This window comes from Bradyrhizobium sp. F1.13.3 (assembly GCF_040548265.1).
GTDB lineage: Bacteria > Pseudomonadota > Alphaproteobacteria > Rhizobiales > Xanthobacteraceae > Bradyrhizobium.
On sequence record NZ_JBEPRI010000025.1, the window covers coordinates 36,952 to 56,252 of the forward strand.

15 protein-coding genes are annotated in these 19,301 nt (G+C 65.2%); 6 read left to right on the top strand and 9 right to left on the bottom strand.

Annotation, left to right across the window (positions count from 1 at the left end; all coding sequences use genetic code 11):
• Window positions 1–73: 73 nt before the first annotated feature.
• Window positions 74–1,393, top strand: coding sequence for a Spy/CpxP family protein refolding chaperone (locus tag ABIB66_RS39395; RefSeq protein ID WP_354210691.1), 1,320 nt, complete (start codon window positions 74–76; stop codon window positions 1,391–1,393).
• A gap of 280 nt (window positions 1,394–1,673) precedes the next feature.
• Here the strand turns inward: ABIB66_RS39395 and ABIB66_RS39400 are convergent, their stop codons facing one another.
• The gene (locus tag ABIB66_RS39400; protein ID WP_275174389.1) at window positions 1,674–4,124 is read right to left on the bottom strand and encodes an adenylate/guanylate cyclase domain-containing protein; all 2,451 of its coding nucleotides are present in this window, start codon (window positions 4,122–4,124) and stop codon (window positions 1,674–1,676) included.
• Window positions 4,125–4,393: 269 nt separating this feature from the next.
• Window positions 4,394–6,484 carry an AsmA family protein gene (locus ABIB66_RS39405; RefSeq protein WP_354210690.1) on the bottom strand — a complete coding sequence of 697 codons (2,091 nt, stop codon included), beginning with the start codon at window positions 6,482–6,484 and terminating at the stop codon, window positions 4,394–4,396.
• A gap of 234 nt (window positions 6,485–6,718) precedes the next feature.
• Between ABIB66_RS39405 and ABIB66_RS39410 the strand changes: the two genes are divergently transcribed.
• The gene (locus tag ABIB66_RS39410; protein WP_007599026.1) at window positions 6,719–7,393 is read left to right on the top strand and encodes a Crp/Fnr family transcriptional regulator; all 675 of its coding nucleotides are present in this window, start codon (window positions 6,719–6,721) and stop codon (window positions 7,391–7,393) included.
• Between the two features lie 3 nt (window positions 7,394–7,396).
• Here ABIB66_RS39410 and ABIB66_RS39415 read toward each other — a convergent pair whose 3' ends face one another.
• The 6 genes from ABIB66_RS39415 to ABIB66_RS39440 form a co-directional block, all read right to left on the bottom strand.
• Window positions 7,397–7,762, bottom strand: a complete 366-nt coding sequence (locus tag ABIB66_RS39415) for a DUF5615 family PIN-like protein (RefSeq protein WP_354210689.1) — start codon at window positions 7,760–7,762, stop codon at window positions 7,397–7,399.
• Window positions 7,759–7,998: a DUF433 domain-containing protein gene (locus ABIB66_RS39420; protein WP_354210688.1), complete on the bottom strand. Its 240-nt coding sequence runs from the start codon at window positions 7,996–7,998 to the stop codon at window positions 7,759–7,761. The genes ABIB66_RS39415 and ABIB66_RS39420 overlap by 4 nt, the downstream gene beginning before the upstream one ends.
• 63 nt (window positions 7,999–8,061) lie before the next feature.
• Window positions 8,062–11,211 carry an efflux RND transporter permease subunit gene (locus tag ABIB66_RS39425; RefSeq protein WP_354210687.1) on the bottom strand — a complete coding sequence of 1,050 codons (3,150 nt, stop codon included), beginning with the start codon at window positions 11,209–11,211 and terminating at the stop codon, window positions 8,062–8,064.
• Window positions 11,211–12,140, bottom strand: coding sequence for an efflux RND transporter periplasmic adaptor subunit (locus ABIB66_RS39430; RefSeq protein WP_354210686.1), 930 nt, complete (start codon window positions 12,138–12,140; stop codon window positions 11,211–11,213). Before ABIB66_RS39430 ends, ABIB66_RS39425 begins: the two co-directional genes overlap by 1 nt.
• 158 nt (window positions 12,141–12,298) lie before the next feature.
• Complete coding sequence (locus ABIB66_RS39435) at window positions 12,299–12,970, bottom strand: OmpA family protein (RefSeq protein WP_247363157.1); 672 nt, start codon at window positions 12,968–12,970, stop codon at window positions 12,299–12,301.
• 145 nt (window positions 12,971–13,115) lie between these two features.
• Complete coding sequence (locus ABIB66_RS39440) at window positions 13,116–14,630, bottom strand: caspase family protein (RefSeq protein WP_354210685.1); 1,515 nt, start codon at window positions 14,628–14,630, stop codon at window positions 13,116–13,118.
• Between the two features lie 372 nt (window positions 14,631–15,002).
• On the opposite strand from ABIB66_RS39440, the gene ABIB66_RS39445 reads away from it, so the two are divergent.
• Window positions 15,003–15,809, top strand: coding sequence for an N-acyl homoserine lactonase family protein (locus ABIB66_RS39445; RefSeq protein ID WP_354210715.1), 807 nt, complete (start codon window positions 15,003–15,005; stop codon window positions 15,807–15,809).
• Here ABIB66_RS39445 and ABIB66_RS39450 read toward each other — a convergent pair whose 3' ends face one another.
• Entirely contained in the window at window positions 15,810–16,352 is a 543-nt protein-coding gene (locus ABIB66_RS39450) for a MarR family winged helix-turn-helix transcriptional regulator (protein ID WP_354210684.1), read from the bottom strand.
• Between the two features lie 109 nt (window positions 16,353–16,461).
• Here ABIB66_RS39450 and ABIB66_RS39455 point away from each other — a divergent pair, with 109 nt between their 5' ends.
• The 3 genes from ABIB66_RS39455 to ABIB66_RS39465 are packed head-to-tail and all read left to right on the top strand — an operon-like array spanning window position 16,462 to window position 19,299.
• Window positions 16,462–18,090: an FAD-dependent oxidoreductase gene (locus ABIB66_RS39455; RefSeq protein WP_354210683.1), complete on the top strand. Its 1,629-nt coding sequence runs from the start codon at window positions 16,462–16,464 to the stop codon at window positions 18,088–18,090.
• An 8-nt stretch (window positions 18,091–18,098) separates the two neighbouring features.
• Window positions 18,099–18,323: a DUF2783 domain-containing protein gene (locus ABIB66_RS39460; protein WP_275172668.1), complete on the top strand. Its 225-nt coding sequence runs from the start codon at window positions 18,099–18,101 to the stop codon at window positions 18,321–18,323.
• Between the two features lie 19 nt (window positions 18,324–18,342).
• Window positions 18,343–19,299, top strand: a complete 957-nt coding sequence (locus tag ABIB66_RS39465; protein WP_275172669.1) for an MBL fold metallo-hydrolase — start codon at window positions 18,343–18,345, stop codon at window positions 19,297–19,299.
• The last annotated feature ends 2 nt before the right edge of the window (window positions 19,300–19,301 follow it).

Genomic DNA, 19,301 nt, shown 5'->3' on the forward strand with positions numbered 1-19,301 from the left:
GCGCGTTGCGACGCTTTGCCCTGTGCGCTTCCGGAACATTTGGTTCCCTCGCGCGTCGTTGTGATGCGACGCGATGCGCGCTTGGCGCCGGAGGAGGGCCAAGGTGGACAGGTCAGTGGTCAAGTCGAGATCACGCTTGGGGCTGGCGCTATCAGGCGCAACCCTCGTGATTCTGGCGGCGCTGTTGCCAGGTCGGGCCGAGGCGCAGTTCGGCTTCCGCGGCGGCCCGCTCGGTGTCGCGCGCTTTGCCGTCGGCCACATGATCGGCATGTCGCGCCTGCGCCATGCCCGGATGGCGGTGCGGGGCGGCCGATATCGCTCCGCAGCGTTGAGGTCGCAAGATCCTCGCGGTGTTGAACGAGGGCAGCCTGCCAATCCCTACGTCATGCGTGCCGCGATGACGGCGCAGGCCGCGCTGTCGGGCTGGCATGGCGGCCGCCGTCCGCAGGGCTGGTGGCGCCACCCCGACGGCAGCTACGGCTGGGTAGGCCCGGTGTTCTGGCCGTTCGCGCATGACGATCTCACCACCGCAATCATCCTCGGCGATGCGACCAGCCTCTCGCTCTATGGCTATGGCGACATCTATGCCGCGATCTTCGCGCCCTATGCGGCCACCGAGCTTGCCGCCTACACCGCGCCGCACGGCCGGCGCGGACGGCGAGTCCCGACCGCGGAGACGGTCTGCGATGCTAGCGACACTGGCGGCCTGCCGGTCGATCGCATCGCCGCTGCCCTGCAGCCGAATGAATTGCAGCGCGTCGCGCTCGACGAGCTCGCGACCGCATGGCTATCTGCGCGCGACACCATCCGCGCCGCCTGTCCAACGCAGGTCCCGGCGACGGCCATGGAGCGCCTCGGCCTGATGCGCGAGCGCATCGAGGCCATGATCAAGGCAACGGACGCCGTCGCGCCGCCGCTCGCAAAATTCGTTGATCTTCTCGACGACGACCAGAAGGCCAAGCTCGATGGCTTGGCCAACGATCGCCGCGCCGCGCTCGCAGCGATCCAGCAAAAGAATCCCCAGGCGACATCGGCCTGCCAGGCGAATAGCGATCCCCGCTACGACGAGAAGCTGCAGCGCCAATACGAGCAGCTCATTCAGCAGCAATGGCCCGCGGCCGAGATCGCCTCAACGCTCAAGCTCGACGACACCGGCCGCGCCCGCCTCGACGTGCTCCAGGACACCACGCTGCGCACCATGGAAACGCTGAGCGCCTGTCCATCACAGGCAGCACCGACACCGCAGGCCCGTCTTTCCGCTGTAAAGGTGCGGCTCGAGACGATGCTGCAAGCCGTGAACGGCGTCAGCGACGCGCTCGACGATTTCGAGGCCGATCTGAGCGACGAGCAGAAGGCGGGGTTCGAGGCGATGGGGTCGAAGCGCGGGGTGTAATCACCCGCAGGCCCAGTCGAACTTCATGTCCTTGCAGGCGGAAAATGTCGCGGCTCGGCACGCGGCCGACGATCGTCTCTATCCGGACTTTCGCTTCGATGCGGAGGCGATCGTTAGTCGCGAGGACGAGAGATGTGGTTCGTGGGGATGCTGCCATCCTGCCGGTGTTTTGCCCGACGAGTCAAACCGCTTCCGGCCATTTTCGGCACCCGCGTAACCCATTGATCTTGCAGCCCCCGGCTACTGTGCATGGGGTTGTTTTCGTACTTTTTTGTTTGGGCTACCCTCTTCGCCTTGCCGCCGCGGCGGCATCCACTACGTTCTCCACCTCCTCGCGCCACGACAGAATCTCCATCGCGAGCACGGGGTGGTTAAAACCCTTGAGCACGAGATCGTCGAGCGCGCGGGCTTCGACCCAGGGCTCGACCATGCCGTAGACGCGGCGGCTGACGACGACCTGGCCGGCCTTGGCTTCGTCGCAGAGGCGGGAGGAGAGATTGGTGACGCTGCCGATCGCGGCATATTCGAGCCGCTGCTCGAAGCCGATCTGGCCGAGCGTGGCGTAGCCCATGGCGACACCGACGCCGAAGCCGAGCGAATGGCCGCGGTTCTTCCACTTCTCGGTCAATTGGCCAATGACATCGCGCATCTCGACCGCCATCTTCACCGCGCGCTTGGTGTGGTCGGCGAATTGAATCGGCGCGTTGAACAGGATCATCACGCCGTCGCCGGCAAAGCGGTCGAGCGTGCCTTCATAGCGGTGGATCAGCTCGCCAAGCGCGGCGTGATATTCGCGCAGCACATTCATCGCCTCCTCCGGCTCGGTCGCCTCCGTGAACGAGGTGAAGCCGCGCAAATCGCAGAACACGACGGTGACCTCGCGGCGGTGGCTGTCGAGCAGCGCGTCGTGGCCGTCGGACGAGGCGATCAGCTGCGCGACCTGCGGCGCGAGGAAACGTTCGAGCCGCTTGATGCGGCCGATCTCGCCCAACTGTTTCTCGACCCGCTCTTCCAGCGAGCGGTTCCAGTTGCGCAGCTGCTCGGTCTGCTCCTGAAGCTTCGCGGCCTGCTGCTGCACGGTTTCGTGCGCAGCCGCGAGCTCGCGGCCCTTGTGGTCGACCTCGGTGAACAGCCGCGCATTGCGCATCGCCAGCACGGCCTGGTTGGCGAAGGTGCGCATCAGGCCGATGATGCTTGGGGCGAACTCGCCGCTGGCGCGGCGCAGCACCACCAGCGAGCCGAGCGTGCCCTGCTGGTCCACCAGCGGCACCACCAGCACCGAATGGAAGCCGGCATCGATCGCGACGTCGCGCAGCGGCTGCTCGGAGGCCTGGTCGAGATCGGCAATCACGATCGGCTCGCCGCTCCCGGCCGCATCGCTCAGGATATTCTCGCCTTCGTCGATGGTGACATGGGCGCCGTCGGCGGATTTGTCGATGCCGTTGGCCTCGACCAGATTGAACCGGCGCGCCTGCGCGTCATAGCCGTAGATCAGCACGGCGTCGGCATGGGTGATCTCGATCGCGCGCGCGGCGATCGTCGGCAGCACGGCGTTGAGATCGAGCGAGGCGGCGACCGCGCGGCCGACCTCCTCCAGCACCTTGAGCTCGTTGATCGACTGCGCGAGATCGCGGGTGCGCTCCTCGACCTTGGTCTCCAGGTCCGAATAGGTCTCCTGGATCTGGCCGGCCATGCGATTGAACTGGCCGGCGAGATCTTCCAGCTCGTCCGAGGTGTGCACCTCGATGCGATGGCTGAAATCGCCCTCGCCAAGCTTGTGCGCGCCGTCACGCAGCGCGGTGATCGGAATGATCATGCGGCGCGCCAGAAGCGTGCCGGCAAGGATCGCGACCAGCAGGCCCATGCCGATCAGCAGCGCGATGCGCACCAGCTGATCGCGGATCGGCATCAGGGCCTGTGTGGCCGGCTGCTCGAACATCACGCTCCAGCCGAGCTTCGGCACGGTGCTCGCCGCGCTCATCACCGCATGGCCGTTGAAGTCGGTGCCCGAACTGTCGGGTTCGTGGCCCGGTGCGACCGCGGCCGCAACCTGCGGCAGCTTCGAGAGGTCCTTGCCGATCTCGGGCCCTTTCGAGGACGTCGCCAGCACGCGGCCGCGCGGATCGACCACATAGGCGAAGGCCGCCTTGCCGACCTGGGTGTCGGAGAGGTACTCGGAGAGAAAGCTGAGATCGAGCTCGGCCACGGTGACGCCGGCGTTGAAGCCGGAATGCGCCACCGAGATCGACATGAACGGCGTTCGGTCGGAGAACCAGGCCGGCGCGTAGCTGACGCCGCGGGTGACGGTGTCGGTGAAGCGCATGTCGCGGGAGAGGTCGGCATTGCTGCCGGTCGTGGTCGACTGACGCGAGACGCGGAGCACCTCGCGGCCGTCGCCGTTGAGCTGGAACAGCTGGTTGACGACCGAGACCTGGTGCAGCAGCTGGGCGTAGTCGGCGCGGCGCTTCTCGAGCGTGTCCTGGCTCGCCCGCGTCACCCAGCTGATCTGGCGCTCGAGCTCCGAGATCGACTGCTCGATCCGCCGCGCGGCAGCCTGCGCCTTGTCCTCGAGACCGTCGGTCAGCTGGGTCTTGGTGGCGCGGTAGGAGATCCAGGTCTCCATCGCGCCGTTGACGGCGAGCACGAACACGACGAGGCCGACGAGAGAGACGACGTATTTGGCGAACAGACCCTCGCGCAGAAACCGTGTCTTGTCGTTCGCTCCTGCCATCCCGATCCTCTCGCGCCGCCATCGGCGCCGGCGCTACGGGCCGTACGGACCCTGCGAGCCTTCTAGCACAATTTGGTCCAAGGGACTGTGAAGGGACTGGTCGGGGCCGCGTGACCGGCCGGGGTTACCCGCTGTGGACGTTGGGGCAGGCGGAAGGATGGTGAATTGTCGGAGTCTCATCCGTTTGGGGGAAGCCGCGGCCGGGCCAGCCGAGGTAAGGGGATGGCTTGGCAAGGGAGGGCTTGGAGTCCAGCGCTTTGGTCCTGCAATCATCGATTAAAGAGCTGCCGCAGCACGTCATTCATCGGCTGGCTGTCCTGCTGCGCCGCCGGCGGGTCCTCCAGGCCGGGGGACGCCGGCGAGGCTTGCGGCATCAATGTGGATGGCGCTGCAGGCAGGCTGCGGCTGCGGCCGGTGGCAGTGCCGGTGCCGGGGGCGCTCCCAGTGGCCGTCCCAGTGCCGTTTCCCGCGCCACTGGAAAGTCCCTGCTGGATCAAATTGCCGAGCGCCTCGCCCAGGGGGCCGCCGAGCAAATTGTTCTGTCCCGGCTGCTGGGTTTGCGGATTGGCATTGCCGGCCGCATTGCCGCCACCTGGCGCGGTGGTCCCTCCGAGACCAAGGCTGCCCAAGATGTTGCCGAGCCCGGCCCCGTCAGCGCCGAACAGTCCCTTGCCCATTTCGCGCAGCTTGGCATAGGCGGCGTCCGGATTGTCCAGCATGCCGGCCATGTCGGGATAGATCCGCGGCTGCGACCAGGTGCCCTGGATCATCACAGGAATGCCGAAGCCGACCGGCTCGGCGGCGCGGCCCTGGCCCTCGGTCGTCATCACCAGCTTCGGCTCGACACGAAAGCCCATCATCTTGGTGTCGAGGGCGATCGTGCCGGCGCCGGTCACGCGGACCAGCGGTCCGGTCAAATTGAGATCAGTGGTCACCGCCTGGCCCTTGTCGATCCGGAACGACGCCGAGAGCTGCGACAAATCCGTGCTCTGCTCCCGACTGTTGTCCTGGTTTGCCTGCCAGCCGGACAGCGTGCCCGAGGTCAGCGAGCGGATCATCTGTGCGACGTTGATGCCGCGAATGGCGCCGTCCTGGAAATTGACGAAGGCGGTGCCCTGCATGTTCGCCATCAGCGCGCGCTGGCTGGTGCCGGCGCTGCGCAGCGCGAGCTTGGCCTGCAGCTTGCCGTCGATCCGGTCGAATTCGGCAAGGCCCTGCAGCAGCGGCAGCGCCCGCACGCCGGCGAGGTCGGAATGCATGGCAAAGCTCGGCGCGCCGCTGGTCGCATCCAGGATCAATTCGCCCGTGACCTGGCCGCCATAGGCGCCGAGATTGGCGCTGCCGGCCTTCAGCACGCCGCCGGCGAGCTTTGCATCGACCGCCAGCGGCGCGAGGCGTGCATCGCCGATCACCGCCTCGTGCGCGGAGATCCTGATTTGCGCATCGACATAGTTGAGCCCGGACACGTCGATCGGCGCATCGCTCCAGGGCTGCCCGGACGCGCCTTCCGGCGATTTCGCCAGCGGGATCGCGAGCCGCTGGAAGTCGAGATCGACCTTGACCAGAGGCTTGCTCGCGATATCGACCGAGGCCCAGCCGTTGAACGCACCATCGCCGAGCGTGCCGCTCACGCCGTTGATCATCACCACATCGCCGCTCAGCCGCATCTCGGCATGACCTGCGAGCCGGGACTTCAGCACGTCCGGCATGTCGATGGCGAAATCCACCGGAATGGTCGGCCGGTCGGCCGGCGGCGCCGGCGTGGTGGCCTTGATGTCGAACTTGGTCGGATGCTCGCCGACCCGTGCGGTGCCGGTGATGTTGATCTTGCGGTCGCGGCCGACGATCGCATCGGCATTGATGGCGCTGATGCGGTTCTCGACGCGATCCCGCACGCGTGCGAATGCGACCTCGCCATCGGTGACCTTGATGCGATCGATGGCGGCGCCATCGGTATCGAGCGCGATCGGCTTCGACGTGCCGCCGGCATTCGGCAGGCGCTCGCGCAGCAGTGGCTGGTAGAACACGGGATGGGTGACGACGAGTTCGCTGATCTTCGGGCGGCCCGACCAGACGCTCGAGAGCGACATGTCGGCCTGCACGCTGTCGATGGTCAGGCGCGTGATGCCGCTGCGGTCCTTGGGGTCGGCAAGCGTGAGGTCGTTCAGCGTCACGTTCAGCGTCGGCCACAGGCTGATTCGGGTCGTGCCGTCGATCGACAGGCGATAACCGGTCGCGCTCTCGACCCGCGAGGCAATCGTCGATGTCAGGAAGCCCGAGGGGATCCCGACCACCAGCAGGAGTGCGATCACGATGACGACGGCGGCCACCGCCGCGCCGGCGAATTTCACGGCTCTCATGTCGACTTTCCAGCGGCGAACGATCGGCGTCGAATCCGGCACATGACCGTCATTTGCACCGTCCTTTGCGCCTGAGTTTATCCCGGGACGGGAAGCGGCTCCAAGTACGTAAAAATAGTCTGGGGGTGCTGCAAAGTTATGTGACTTATGGCACACTTCCCCGGCGCGGTTTTACGCGATCCTGATGTCGATGGTTCCAAGCGATTTGCCAACCAAATTCACAAGGACATTGAAATGAGCAAGCAGGCCGAATTTGCGGTCATCCTCAAGATGAATGCGATGTTCGCCGATCTCGGCGCAGACGAGCTCCAGCGGCTGGCGAATCTCTGCCACACCCAGCATCTGGGGAACGGCGAGGTGCTATTCCAGAAGGGCGACGCGGGCGATGCGCTGTTCGGCGTGCGCCGAGGCCAGGTCCGCATCGAAACCGGCGCCTCCGACGGCAGCCGGCTGACGCTGAACTTCATGGGGCCCGGCGACCTGTTCGGGGAAGTTGCGGTGCTGGACGGCCAGAGCCGCACTGCGGACGCGACCGCGGGCGAAGCCAGCGAGCTGTTCGTGCTGCGGCGCGAAGACTTTCTGGCGTTCCTCGAACGCGAGCCGAAGGTCGGGATCAAGATCATCGCGCTGCTGTGCCAGCGCATCCGCTGGCAGAGCGAACGCATGGAAGAGTCCATGCTCCAGCCACTGCCGGTTCGCCTCGCGCGGCGCCTCTGCGCGCTCGCCGCCGATTTCGGCTCGGAGGTGCACATCTCGCAGGAGCAACTTGGCGTCTTCGTCGGCGCCGCCCGCGAGAGCGTCAACCGCCAGCTTCAGGCCTGGCGCAAGGAAGCGATCCTCGATCTCCAGCGCGGCCGCATCCTGCTGCGGAACATGACCAAGCTGACGGCGATCGCGCGCAACGAGTAGGAGTTAGGTGATCGGGAGTCTGCGCCGGCGGACGCGATCCCGGTCGATGGTAGTGATGCTGCCCTGTATCTCATCCTCGGTCAGGGCGGATAAAACCTCTGCCAGTCGGGTTCGGACGCCCGCCTCTGTCCAGTCGCCGCCTCGGAACAGAATGAGGCCGGGGCTATCGTTGCCCGCGGTTGCAATGAGGCGAGGGTAGTCGAGGTCTGCCGTGACGACCGTGCGCACCTCCCTCCTGGCGCGATCGATGATCTCGACATCGCTCGCGGCATGAAGGCCTATCTCAGAGGCGTGGACGGCATCATGCCCCCTCTCTGTCAGCCAGTGTGACAACACCGGCGAGAGCGGCATATCGACGAGAAATTTCACTTCGCTGGGGCGGCGGGATGCAGCTCGACGGCTTCGTCCTCTGCGAGGAAAGCCGCGTAGCGCAACGCCTCATCGATATCTTCGCGTTCGAGATACGGGTAGTCGTTCAAAACGGATTCGCGAGTTTCACCGGCTGCCAGCAGGCCGAGGAGCCGTGCGACCGGAAACCGCAACCCGCGAATGCAGGGCTTGCCGGTGCAAATGGCCGGGTCGATCGTGATACGCGATAAAGTCATGCGAGTAACATAGCGCCTGCGGATGACCTTCGCCAGTGTGCCCTGAGGCGGCGGGCTCGGAATCTACTCCGCCGCAGGGTGCACCATGTTCTTCGGCCCCGGCATCGCTCCCACCGGCGCCGCTTCATGACGACCGGCGTCCTCCGCATCTTCGCTGTGCACGACCAGCCGCTTGCCGAAGCGCCAGATCAGGGCGCCGAGATCGTCCATCACCATGAACATCGCGGGCACGAACACCAGCGACAGGATGGTCGAGAAGATCAAGCCGCCGATCACCGCGAGCGCCATCGGCGAGCGGAACTCGCCGCCCGCGCCGACCGCGAGCGCGCTTGGCATCATGCCCGCGGCCATCGCGATCGTGGTCATCACGATCGGGCGTGCGCGTTTCATGCCCGCGTCGATCATGGCTTCCTCGCGCGGTGTGCCGGCGTGAATGGACTCGATGGCGAATTCCACCAGCATGATCGCGTTCTTGGTGACGATGCCCATCAGCATCAGGATGCCGATCCACACCGGTGTCGTGAGCTGCTTGCCGGTGATCAGCAGGGCCGCGATCGCGCCGCCGATCGAGAGCGGCAGCGAGAACAGAATGGTGATCGGCTGCAGGAAGGTGCCGAACAGCAGCACCAGCACGGCGTAGACCATCATCAGGCCCGCCGTGATCGCGGTGGCAAAGCCTTCGGACAGTTCGTTCAGGCTTTCGGCGTCGCCGGAGGGGGAGACCTTCACGCCCTTCGGCCGGCTCTTCATGACCGGAAGGTCGTAGATCTTCTTGGTGGCGTCGCCGAGCGCTGCGGAGCCGACGAGATCGGCCGCGACGGTCGCCTGTCGCTCGCGATCGTAGCGGTTGATGCTGGTCGGACCCTGGTCGAGTTTGACGTCGGCGATGACGGAGAGCGGCACGCCGCCCTTCTCGCCGTGCTCGCCGAGCGGCACGCGCAACTGTTCGAGCGTCTTCAGATTGCCGCGCGCGGCATCCTCGAGCTGCACGCGGATCGGCACCAGACGGTCACCGACGTCGAACTTGGCGAGCGCGGGGCCGACGTCGCCGATGGTGGCGACACGGATGGTCTGCGACAGGCTTTCGGTCGAGACGCCGAGTCGTGCGGCGAGATCGGCGCGCGGTTCGACGCGCAGCTCGGGCCGCTCCAGCGTGGTTTCCGAGATCACGTTGGAGATGGTGGGAATCCGCTTCATCTGCGTCGCGAGCTCGCTGGCGACGTTGTTGACGATGTTGGCGTCTGCGCCGGTCACGACCAGCGAGATGGCGCGCAGGCCGTTCTCGTCGAGGAACCAGAAGCGGATGTCTGGAATGTTCTCCAGCTCCTGGCTGATCGAGAATTCGAGCTCGCGCTGGGTGATGTCGCGACTGTCCTTGGGCGTGTAGTTGATGATCAAAGCGGCGCGCCGGACTTCCTGGGTCCCCGGTGGAACGCGGCCGCCGTCGACGAAGATGCTCTTCACCTCGGGCCGCTTGCGCAGGCGCGCGACGATGTCTTCGGTGACTTTTTCAGTGTAGGCGAGCTGGGTGCCTGGCGGCAGCTCGAGGGCAACCAGCGAGCGCGAGCTGTCCTGCGCCGGCAGGAAGCCCTGCGGCAGCAGCGTGATGCTCCAGATCGAGGCGGCGAAGACGCCGAAGCCGACCAGCACCGTAATGAAATAGTGCTTCACCGACCAGGCCACGAGCCTGTGATAGGACCGCAGCACGCGGCCGGGCGGCGGCTCCTGGTGATTGCTATGTTTGAGGAAGTAGGCGGCGAGCACCGGCGTGACGAAGCGCGCCGCGAGCAGCGAGAAGAACACCTGCACCGAGACGGTGATGCCGAACTGCTTGAAGAACTGTCCGGCGATACCCGACATGAAGCTCGCGGGTGCGAAGATCGCGATGATCGTCAGCGAGATCGCGATCACCGCGAGGCCGATCTCGTCGGCGGCTTCGAGGGCGGCACGATAGGGCGATTTGCCCATGTTCATGTGCCTGACGATATTCTCGATCTCGACGATGGCGTCGTCGACCAGAATACCCGTCGACAGCGTGATGGCGAGGAAGCTGACGAGGTTGAGCGAGAAGCCGAGCAGGTCCATCGCCCAGAACGCCGGGAAGATCGACAACGGCAGCGAGATCGCGGCGATGATGGTGGCGCGCAAGTCACGCAGGAACAGCAGCACGATGACGACGGCAAGGATGGCGCCTTCGAACAGGGTCGAGATCGCCGCGTGGTAATTGCCGTTGGTATATTCGACCGAGGTGTCGATCACCTTCAGATCGACGTCGGGGTAGGTCGCCTTGAGCGTGTCGATGCGCTTCTGCACGGCCTCGGCGACTTTCACGTCGCTGGCACCCTTGGAGCGCTTGATGCCAAGCGCGACGATCGGCTCGCCGTTGAAGCGGGCGAAGGTGCGGCGGTCTGCGATGGTGTCGGTCACTGTGCCGAGATCGTCGAGCCGGACCTCGCCGCCGCCGAACAGCGGAATCATGGTGCCGGCGAGGTCGCTCAGCGTCTTGGCGCCGGCGAGGGTGCGGATCGCCTGGTCGTTCTTGCCGATCTCGGCGCGGCCGCCGGCGACGTCGACATTGGTGCCGCGCAGGCTCTGGCTGACGTTGACGGCCGTCAGCCCCATCGACTGCAGGCGGTCGGGATCGAGCGAGACCAGGATCTCGCGCTCGACACCGCCGATGCGCTCGACCTGGGCGACGCCACGTACGCCCTGCAGCGCGCGCTTGACCACGTCGTCAACGAAATAGGAGAGCTGCTCCGGCGTCTTGCCGGGCGAGATCGCGGCGTAGGTGACGATCGGCAGGCCGATGACGTCGACGCGCTGGATCAGCGGCTCGGTGACGTTCTGCGGCAGGTTGGAGCGCACGCGCGTCACCGCGTCCTTGACGTCGTTGAGCGCGCGGTCGGTGTTGGTTTCCAGCGCGAACTGGATCGTCGTCACCGACAAGCCGTCGGTGATCTGCGAGGTGATGTGCCTGACACCTTCGACACCGGAGACGGCGTCTTCAACCGTCTTGGTGACCTGGGATTCGAGCTCGGCGGGCGCCGCACCGAACTGCGATACCGCGACCGAGATCACGGGAATGTCGGCCGAGGGTAGCCGCGTCACCGCGAGCTTGGTGAAGGATACCCAGCCGAGGATCAGGAGGATAATGGAAAAAACCACCGACGGCAGCGGATTGCGGATCGACCATGCCGAGATATTGAGAGCCATCAGCGTACCCGCGTGCGATCGAGTTCATCAGCGAACATGGTCTTGATCTGGTCGCCGTCATGCAGCGAAGAGCCGGCGTCGGCCACGACGATTTCGCCGACGTTGAGGCCTTCCAGAATTTCCGTCGCGCTGTCCGACGACAGCCCGACCCGTACCTTGCGCGTCTCGACAATGTTGCCCTTGACGACCTGCACGGTGAGATGGTCGATCGCGGTCTTGGGAACCGCGACGCCGCAGCTTCGCTTGGCATCGATGGAGGCGCGGGCGAACACGCCGACTTTCAGCGAGGGATTGTTGGTGACGCTGATGCGCACGCGGCCGAGCTGGGTGGCGCGATCGATTTCGGGCGCGACCAGCCTGACCCGCCCGATCAGATCGGGCGCGTCGTCGCGGCTGATGCGCACGGTCGCGCCGGAGCTGAGCTTGGCCATGTGCACCGCCGGGACCTGCGCGTCCAGCTCGATCTCGTTGTTGACGGCAATACGGAACATCGGGCCGGCCTGCGGCGAGGCCGGCGCGCCGACGATGGTGCGGACCTCGGTGACGAGACCCGGCGCAGAGGCTTTCAGCGACACCGGACCTTGCGGACCGGGCCGCTGCGGCTGGCCGGGGATCTGGGGCGGTGCGGTCAGCCGCGCCAGCTCCTGATTGTCGGTGACGAGGGTGCCCTCGGTGACGAAGAGGTCGGTAACCCTGGATCCCTCCTGGTCGGCGACGACCACGGCTTCGCGGCGCGGCACGAAGAAGCCGGTTACCCGGACCAGGTCGGAGAAGCAGGCATTGGTCGACTTGGTCACGATGACCAGCGCTTCGCCCGGCGTTTCCTTGGGCTCGGCGCGGTGCCGGTGCTCGAACAGATAATAGCCGACGCCGAGCGCGACGACGAATACCACCGTTCCGGCTGGCTTGAGATATTGAGAGAGGTTCATCGCCGGATCGTCCTGGCCAGGCTCACGGCCATCCGCGCGCGGCCCATGGAGAGCGTTTCCCTGAAATAAAGCAGCGTCCCGCAAGGTTGCGGGACGCGCGCTGGAAGCGAGACTTTACACCACATCACGACTTGTCACTTCAAAGGATTACGTCGTGCTCACTTCGATGCGGTGGTCTTGTTTTCCATATTGACGACCTGCACGCGACGATTGACCTCCGCCATCGGCTGGGCCGGGTCCTTCAGCTTGCTCTTGCCGTAGCCGACGGTGACGAGGTCGGTCGCGGAGATGCTGTATTTGTCGACGAGGTAGCGCTTGATCGAATCCGCGCGGCGCTCCGACAGATCCTGGTTATAGCTCTCGCCGCCGGCGGCGTCAGTGTGGCCGGCGACCACGAAGGTCGAGCCTTTCAGGTCGGGGCTCGTCAGCGCGCGGCCGAGCGCCTGGACCGAGGCAAGCGATTTAGCGCTGATATTGGCTGAGTTGTAGTCGAACGTGATTTCCAGATCGATGTTTGGCTTGTCCTTGGCGGCCGACGCGATTTCTTCACGCTCGACCGACGAAAGGGAGCGTGTCGAGCGGCCGCGCACGGACTGGATCAGCTTGGACTCAGCCGCACTCGGTGCGGGATCGGCCTGCGGAGCGATCGAAAGGCCGCGGGTCAGCGGCTTCTTCGGCGGCGGCGCCAGCGCGCGGACGATCTCGTCCTCGGTGACGTTCTTGCTGTTGCCGTCGTCGCCCGCGAATGCCAGTGGGATCGTCAGCGACAGCGCGGCGCCGACGGTGATGATGGACAGGATTGCGGTAAGTCCCTTTGCAGCCAATCTCATAGCCAGTCCCTCCTGCGCAGCCAGCTCGCGTAGTTCCAAATCCCTGCAATAAGCCCCCCGAAAGGACGGCCTGCGGCATCCGTTCGATTAGTCTTCGCCGGGCCGTCGCGGGTTCGAGGCACATCGGCCCCAATTCAAAAAAATATCAACGCACTCCGTAGCTTGCGAATTCCTGAACAATGTTCGGGTCCATCGCCTTGGCATTGGCGATGTCGAGCGCACCCTCTTGGGCCGAGCCGTTGCGCTGCTTGGCGATCCCGCGTCCGAACAGCGAGGAGGTCAGGCGCGGATTGATCCTCAGGGCTGCCTCGAAATCGGCGATGGCGTTCTTGACCGCCCCCGATTTCAGATTGACGAGTCCCCGGCTGTCCAGCGCGTCGACGAAGTTCGGCCGTAGCCGCAGGGCCTCGTTGCAATCCTTCAGCGCGCCCTGGAGGTCACCGACCACCGTGCGGGTCCAGCAGCGATTGTTCAGAGCCTCGACGTCCTTTGGGTTGATCCGGAGCGTCTCGTCAAAATCCTTGATGGCCAGGCTGTAGGCGCCCTTGCTGGCATAGACTTGGCCGCGCCGGTAAAGCGCGTTCACGTCGTCCGGATTGGCCGCGATTTTGGCGGTCAGCCCCTTGATGGTGGGGTCCTCGGCCAGGACGGCCGCACTCGGCCCGCTCTCCATGCTCGGAGCGGTGACGGGATCGGCCGGTTTCACAGGCGGTGGCGGCGGCGGTACCGGCGGCAAGGCAGCCTCGACCTGCGGCTTCGGTGACGGAGCCGGTGCTGCCACTGCGTCGGCTGGTTTCGGCAGCACAGGTGGCGGTGGCGCGGGCGGAGCCGGCGGCGGGTTGTTGGCGACGACCGGCGGCGGAGCGGGAGGCGGGGGTGGCGGGGTCGTTGTCGGGCGCGACCCACCGGCCCCTGGAATGAACGAGAAATCCTCGGCCAGTGAAGAGGAGATCCACGGCACCTGCTCGCCCCGGGAGGCGCGGGTGACGCCCATCTTGGTGCGGTTCAGCGTCTCCTCGGCCATCAGGTCGGGGACGCGGATTTCCTTGAGGAGTTCCTGGACGAACAGGCTGTGCTCGCCGCCGGCGTCCGAGACCACCGAGGCCAGCGCCGCCGAATACATCACCAGCGTGCCGTTCGGCGCGATGACGGGGGTGAGGCCGGCTGAGAAGCTGCGGAACCGGCGCTCGAACGGGTTGCGCCTGGAGGCATCGACCAGCGCGATTTTGACGCCGGCGCCGCGGGTGTTGAGCTCGCCGAGCACGGTTTCGAGGCTGATGCCGTCGCGGCGCACGTCGGATTCGGTCCAGATCTGCGCATCGATCGGCAGCAAATAGCTCTGCCGCGCGGACTGGATGCCGAAGCCGCTAAAGAACACCAGTGCCACCGACCCCGGCTTGATCTTGCCGTAGAGCTTATCGAAGGCGCGGCGCATGCCGTCGCCGGTCAGGTTTTCACCGGTTTCCACGGAAAAGCCGTCGCGCTTGAGCTCGTCGGCGACGTCGCGCGCGTCGTTGAGCGGTTCCTTCAGGGGAGCGTCGGCGTCCGGATATTTGGCGTTGCCGATCACAAGCGCAAAGCGATCGCCGGCCGCAATCGACGGAGCGGTCGGGATGAGCGACACGAGCAAGGACAGAACGAAAAGCAGGCGAATTTTCATAATTAGCGCGATCCAGCCAAAAAGGCGCCGTTTCCAGCTTGCGCCGCGGCGACCTTAACTTACGCAATGTGCATTATCAAACCGGGGAAGGGGGGCGTCAACCGCTTGCAGATTCGGCGCTATCGCGACAATTGACCGCGACGCATGGGCATGTGGCGGGGGGAATAAACGGGCGGTCACGATTGCACGCGATGCATTCTGGTTGTCATTGCGTCTGCACGTTAGGGCAGCCATGGCGACAAGGATGTGATTGGTCTCACATTGCGGACGGGCCTTCTCCGCAACCTCCGGTGTTTGACCTTTGCGGTGGACGATGGCTTGGTGCGGTCGATCGCACTGAAGGTGCATCCACAAAAGAGCAAGATCAAAACCATGGGAAACGCCTACGAAATCTACGCCCTGCGCTATGCGACGATGTCGCCGCGCACCCCCAATATGAACTTCCTAGCGCCCGACCCGCATGACAGCGCGGCGCAGGACCTCGACTATTTCGTCTGGCTGATCCGCGGCAACGGCCGCGACATCCTGGTCGATACCGGCTTCAATGCCGAGGAGGCGGGCTTGCGCGCGCGCAAGCTGACGCTCAATCCGGTCGACGCGCTGGAGCGCTTTGGTGTGGCGGCAGCGAGCATTCGCGACATCATCGTGACGCATCTGCACTACGACCATGCCGGCAATCTCGACCGCTTCGCGAACGCGCGCTTCCATCTCCAGGAGCGCGAGATGGCCTACGCGACGGGGCGCTGCATGTGCAACGGACTGCTGCGACATCCGTTCTCGGTCGAGCACGTCACCCAGATGGTCCGCCATGTCTATGGCGAGCGCGTCACTTTCTATTCCGGGGACGGCGAGATCGCGCCCGGCGTCACCGTGCACCGCGTCGGCGGCCATTCGGACGGCCTGCAGGTGGTGAGGGTCGAGACGGCGCGCGGGCCCGTGGTGCTGGCGTCCGACGCCGCGCATTATTACGCCAATCTCCAGCGGAGGAGTCCGTTTCCGATCGTCTACAATGTCGGCGACATGGCGGTCGGCTGGGAGACGATCGAACGTCTCGCCGGCCATCCTGACCGGTTCATTCCCGGCCACGATCCGATCGTGACGGAGATCTATCCGCGTGCCAGCGACGAGAGCGATGTCTGGGCCCTGCATTTGCCGCCGTCGCGATCGTTTGCGAAGTGATCAATACGCCTGCTTGGCGTCGGCCTCCTCGCTGGTCTGGATCAAATCGAGGCTCTGTTCGATCTTGCCGAGCAGCGTCGATAGCTGTTTGCGCTCCTGCGCGGAGAGGCAGGCGAGGATCTCGTCTTCCCGTCGCAGCAATTGCGGAAACAGCTCCTCGTAGAGCGTGCGGCCTTTCCTTGTCAGTCGCAGGCGGAATTCGCGGCGGTCGGCTTCGTTCTCGACGCGCTCAATCAAACCCTGTTGCAGCAGCATGGTCACCGCGCGGCTGATCGTGGATTTGTGCGTGCGGGTGCATTGCGCGACGTACTGCGCGCTGCAGGCATCGTTGCGGAAGCCGAGCGTCGCGATCACGCGCCAGGCCGGGATGTCGAGGCCGTGACGTTCCTGATATTCGACCGAAAGCGCGGCGCTGACCTCCGCTGCGAGCCGGTTGAGGCGGAACGGCACGAACCTGAATAGGTCGAGCCGTGTTTTTGGCCGCGCTGAGGCCTCATCGGCCTCGCGTGTCTTCAGCGCGATGTCGCTGGATGTCCTCGCCAAGGAGAGCGCTCCGAATTCCAGTTGACGGCCGGCCGGCTCCGGTCCAAAATAGTTGCACGTGAGACTATTAGCAGATCAGGCCTCTCCTGACCAGAGCCGAGGTTAGCGCATGGCGAAGGCCAATACGCATCAGGCCAAAACCCAGTTCGGCTATCGCCGCCACCCCGATCAGGATCGTCCCGGCCAGAGCGCGGCCGAGCATCCCGTGGTGGTCGTCGGCGCGGGCCCGGTCGGGCTATCGCTTGCGATCGACCTTGCCCAGCGCGGCCAGCGCGTCGTCCTTCTGGATGACGCCGACCGCATCGGAGAGGGCTCCCGCGCGATCTGCTTCTCGAAACGCTCGCTGGAATATTGGGACAGGCTCGGCGTCGGCGACCGCATAGTCGACAAGGGCGTGGTCTGGAGCGTCGGCCGCATCTTCCACGGCGAGCAGCAGCTCTACCAGTTCAATCTGCTGCCGGACGACGGTCACAAGCGGCCGGCCTTCATCAATCTCCAGCAATACTACGCCGAAGCCTATCTGGTCGACCGCATCAGCGAGCTGCCCGAGATCAACCTGCGTTGGCGCAACAAGGTGACGGCGCTGGAGAGCCGCAACGATTCCGTCGCGCTGACGATCGAGACGCCGGAGGGCGCCTATCGCCTGCACGCGCAATATGTCGTCGCCTGCGACGGCGCGCGCTCGTCGCTGCGGCAGATGGTGGGCGCCGATTTCGCGGGACAGGTGTTCGAGGACCAGTTCCTGATCGCCGACGTCAAGATGACCGCGGAATTCCCGACCGAACGCTGGTTCTGGTTCGATCCGCCGTTTCATGCGGGACGTTCGGCGTTGTTGCACCGACAGCCCGACGACGTCTGGCGCATCGACCTCCAGCTCAATCGCTATGCAGATCCCGTCGTCGAGAAGAAGCCCGAGAACGTGCGGCCGCGGATTGCGCGCATGCTCGGCCACGACGAGTTCGAGTTCGAGTGGATCTCGCTCTACAAATTCCAGTGCCGGCGGATGGACCGCTTCGTCCATGGCCGCGTGATCTTTGCAGGCGATTCCGCGCACCAGGTCTCGCCCTTCGGCGCGCGCGGCGCCAATTCGGGACTCGAGGACGCCGAGAACCTCTCCTGGAAGCTCGACCGCGTGCTGCGCGGCGCCTCACCCGCGAGCCTGCTCGAGAGCTATCATGTCGAGCGCAGTGGGGCGGCCGACGAGAACATCCGCGAATCCACCCGCTCGACCGATTTCATGGCGCCGAACTCGCATCAGGAAGCGCGGCTGCGGAAGGCGGTGCTGTCGCTGGCGAAGGAAACGGAGTTCGGCAAGCGCATGGTCAATGGCGGGCGGCTCTCGGTGCCGTGCAGCTATGACTCGCCGCTGTCATCGCCCGATGCGGATGCGTGGCGCGCTGGCCCGCTCCCGGGTTGTTCGATGCTCGATGCCCCCGTTGCGATGCGCGCGGGCGAGCAAAGCTATTTGACGGATGCGTTCCGGCAGGGCGGAACGGATTTCACGTTGCTGTCGTTCAGCAATGGCGCGGCGATCGATGCGCCCGTTGGTGTGAAGGACATCTGCATCGGCGGTGAGGACGGGCTCGCAGATCCGGCGGGGCTCACCGCAAAGCGATATGATGCGGAACCAGGCTCAGCCTACCTGCTAAGGCCGGACGGCTATGTCGCGGCGCGCTTTCGCCAGCCGACGCGTGCCGGCGTCGCGGCAGCGCTGTCGCGGGCCCAAGGATTGAATTGAGGATTCGCATGCCGCTCTCGACCAGCTCCAACTTCGCGCGACCCGACGACGCCTTTCGCGCCATCATGGAGGCGCATCGTGGCTTCACCGACGAGCAGAGCGCCGATTTCGACGCGGCGCTGGTGCTGATCCTCGCCAACCATATCGGCGATATCGACGTGCTGCGGGAGGCGATCCTCCTCGCCAGGCGGCGCATGATCGACGGCCAGCAGCAACAGCAACAACAGCAATAATGTCCAAAGGAACGAACTGATGGCGAAGAATTTCGCATCCACCGGCGACCTCTCCGAGAAGAAGATCACCTTCTCCGAGATCGGCACCGATCTCTACGCCTTCACCGCGGAGGGTGATCCGAACACCGCGATCATTGTCGGCGACGACGGTTGCCTCGTGTTCGACGCGCAATCGACGCCGGCGATGGCCAACAAGGTGATCGAGCGCGTCCGTACCGTCACGGATAAGCCGATCAAATATGTCGTGCTGTCGCATTATCACGCCGTGCGCGTGCTCGGTGCCTCCGCCTACAAGGCGCAGGGCATCGTCGCCTCTCAGGAGACCTATCGCCTGATCGAGGAGCGTGGCCAGCAGGATTGGGATTCCGAATATGGCCGCTTCCCGCGCCTGTTTCAGGACGCATCGAGCATTCCCGGCCTGACCTGGCCGACGCTGACTTTCGAAGGCGAAATGTCGATCTATCTCGGCAAGCGCGAGGTGCGCCTGATGCAGCTCGGCGCCGGCCACACCTCCGGCGACATCGTCGCCTGGGTGCCTGATGCCGAAGTGATGTTCTCCGGTGACCTGATCGAATACCACTCGGCCTGCTATTGCGGCGATGCGCACTTGCGCGAATGGCCGCTGACGCTGAACGAAATCCGCAACTTCAATCCTAAGGCGATTGCGCCGGGCCGCGGCGATGCGTTGAAGGGTGTCGCCACGGTGCGCGAAGCCATCGCGATGACCCGCGACTTCGTCACCTCGCTCTACGGCGCCGCCGAAATCTCGGTCGCCAAGGGCCGCACGCTGAAGGAATCGATGGCCGCGACGCGCGAGGTGATGGATCCGAAATTTTCGAGCTTCGCCATCTACGAGCACTGTCTGCCGTTCAACGTGTCGCGCGCCTATGACGAGGCGTCGGGGATCGACGACCCCGTGATCTGGACCGACAAGCGCGACCAGGAGATGTGGGCCGCCCTGCAAGGAGGAGGATAGAA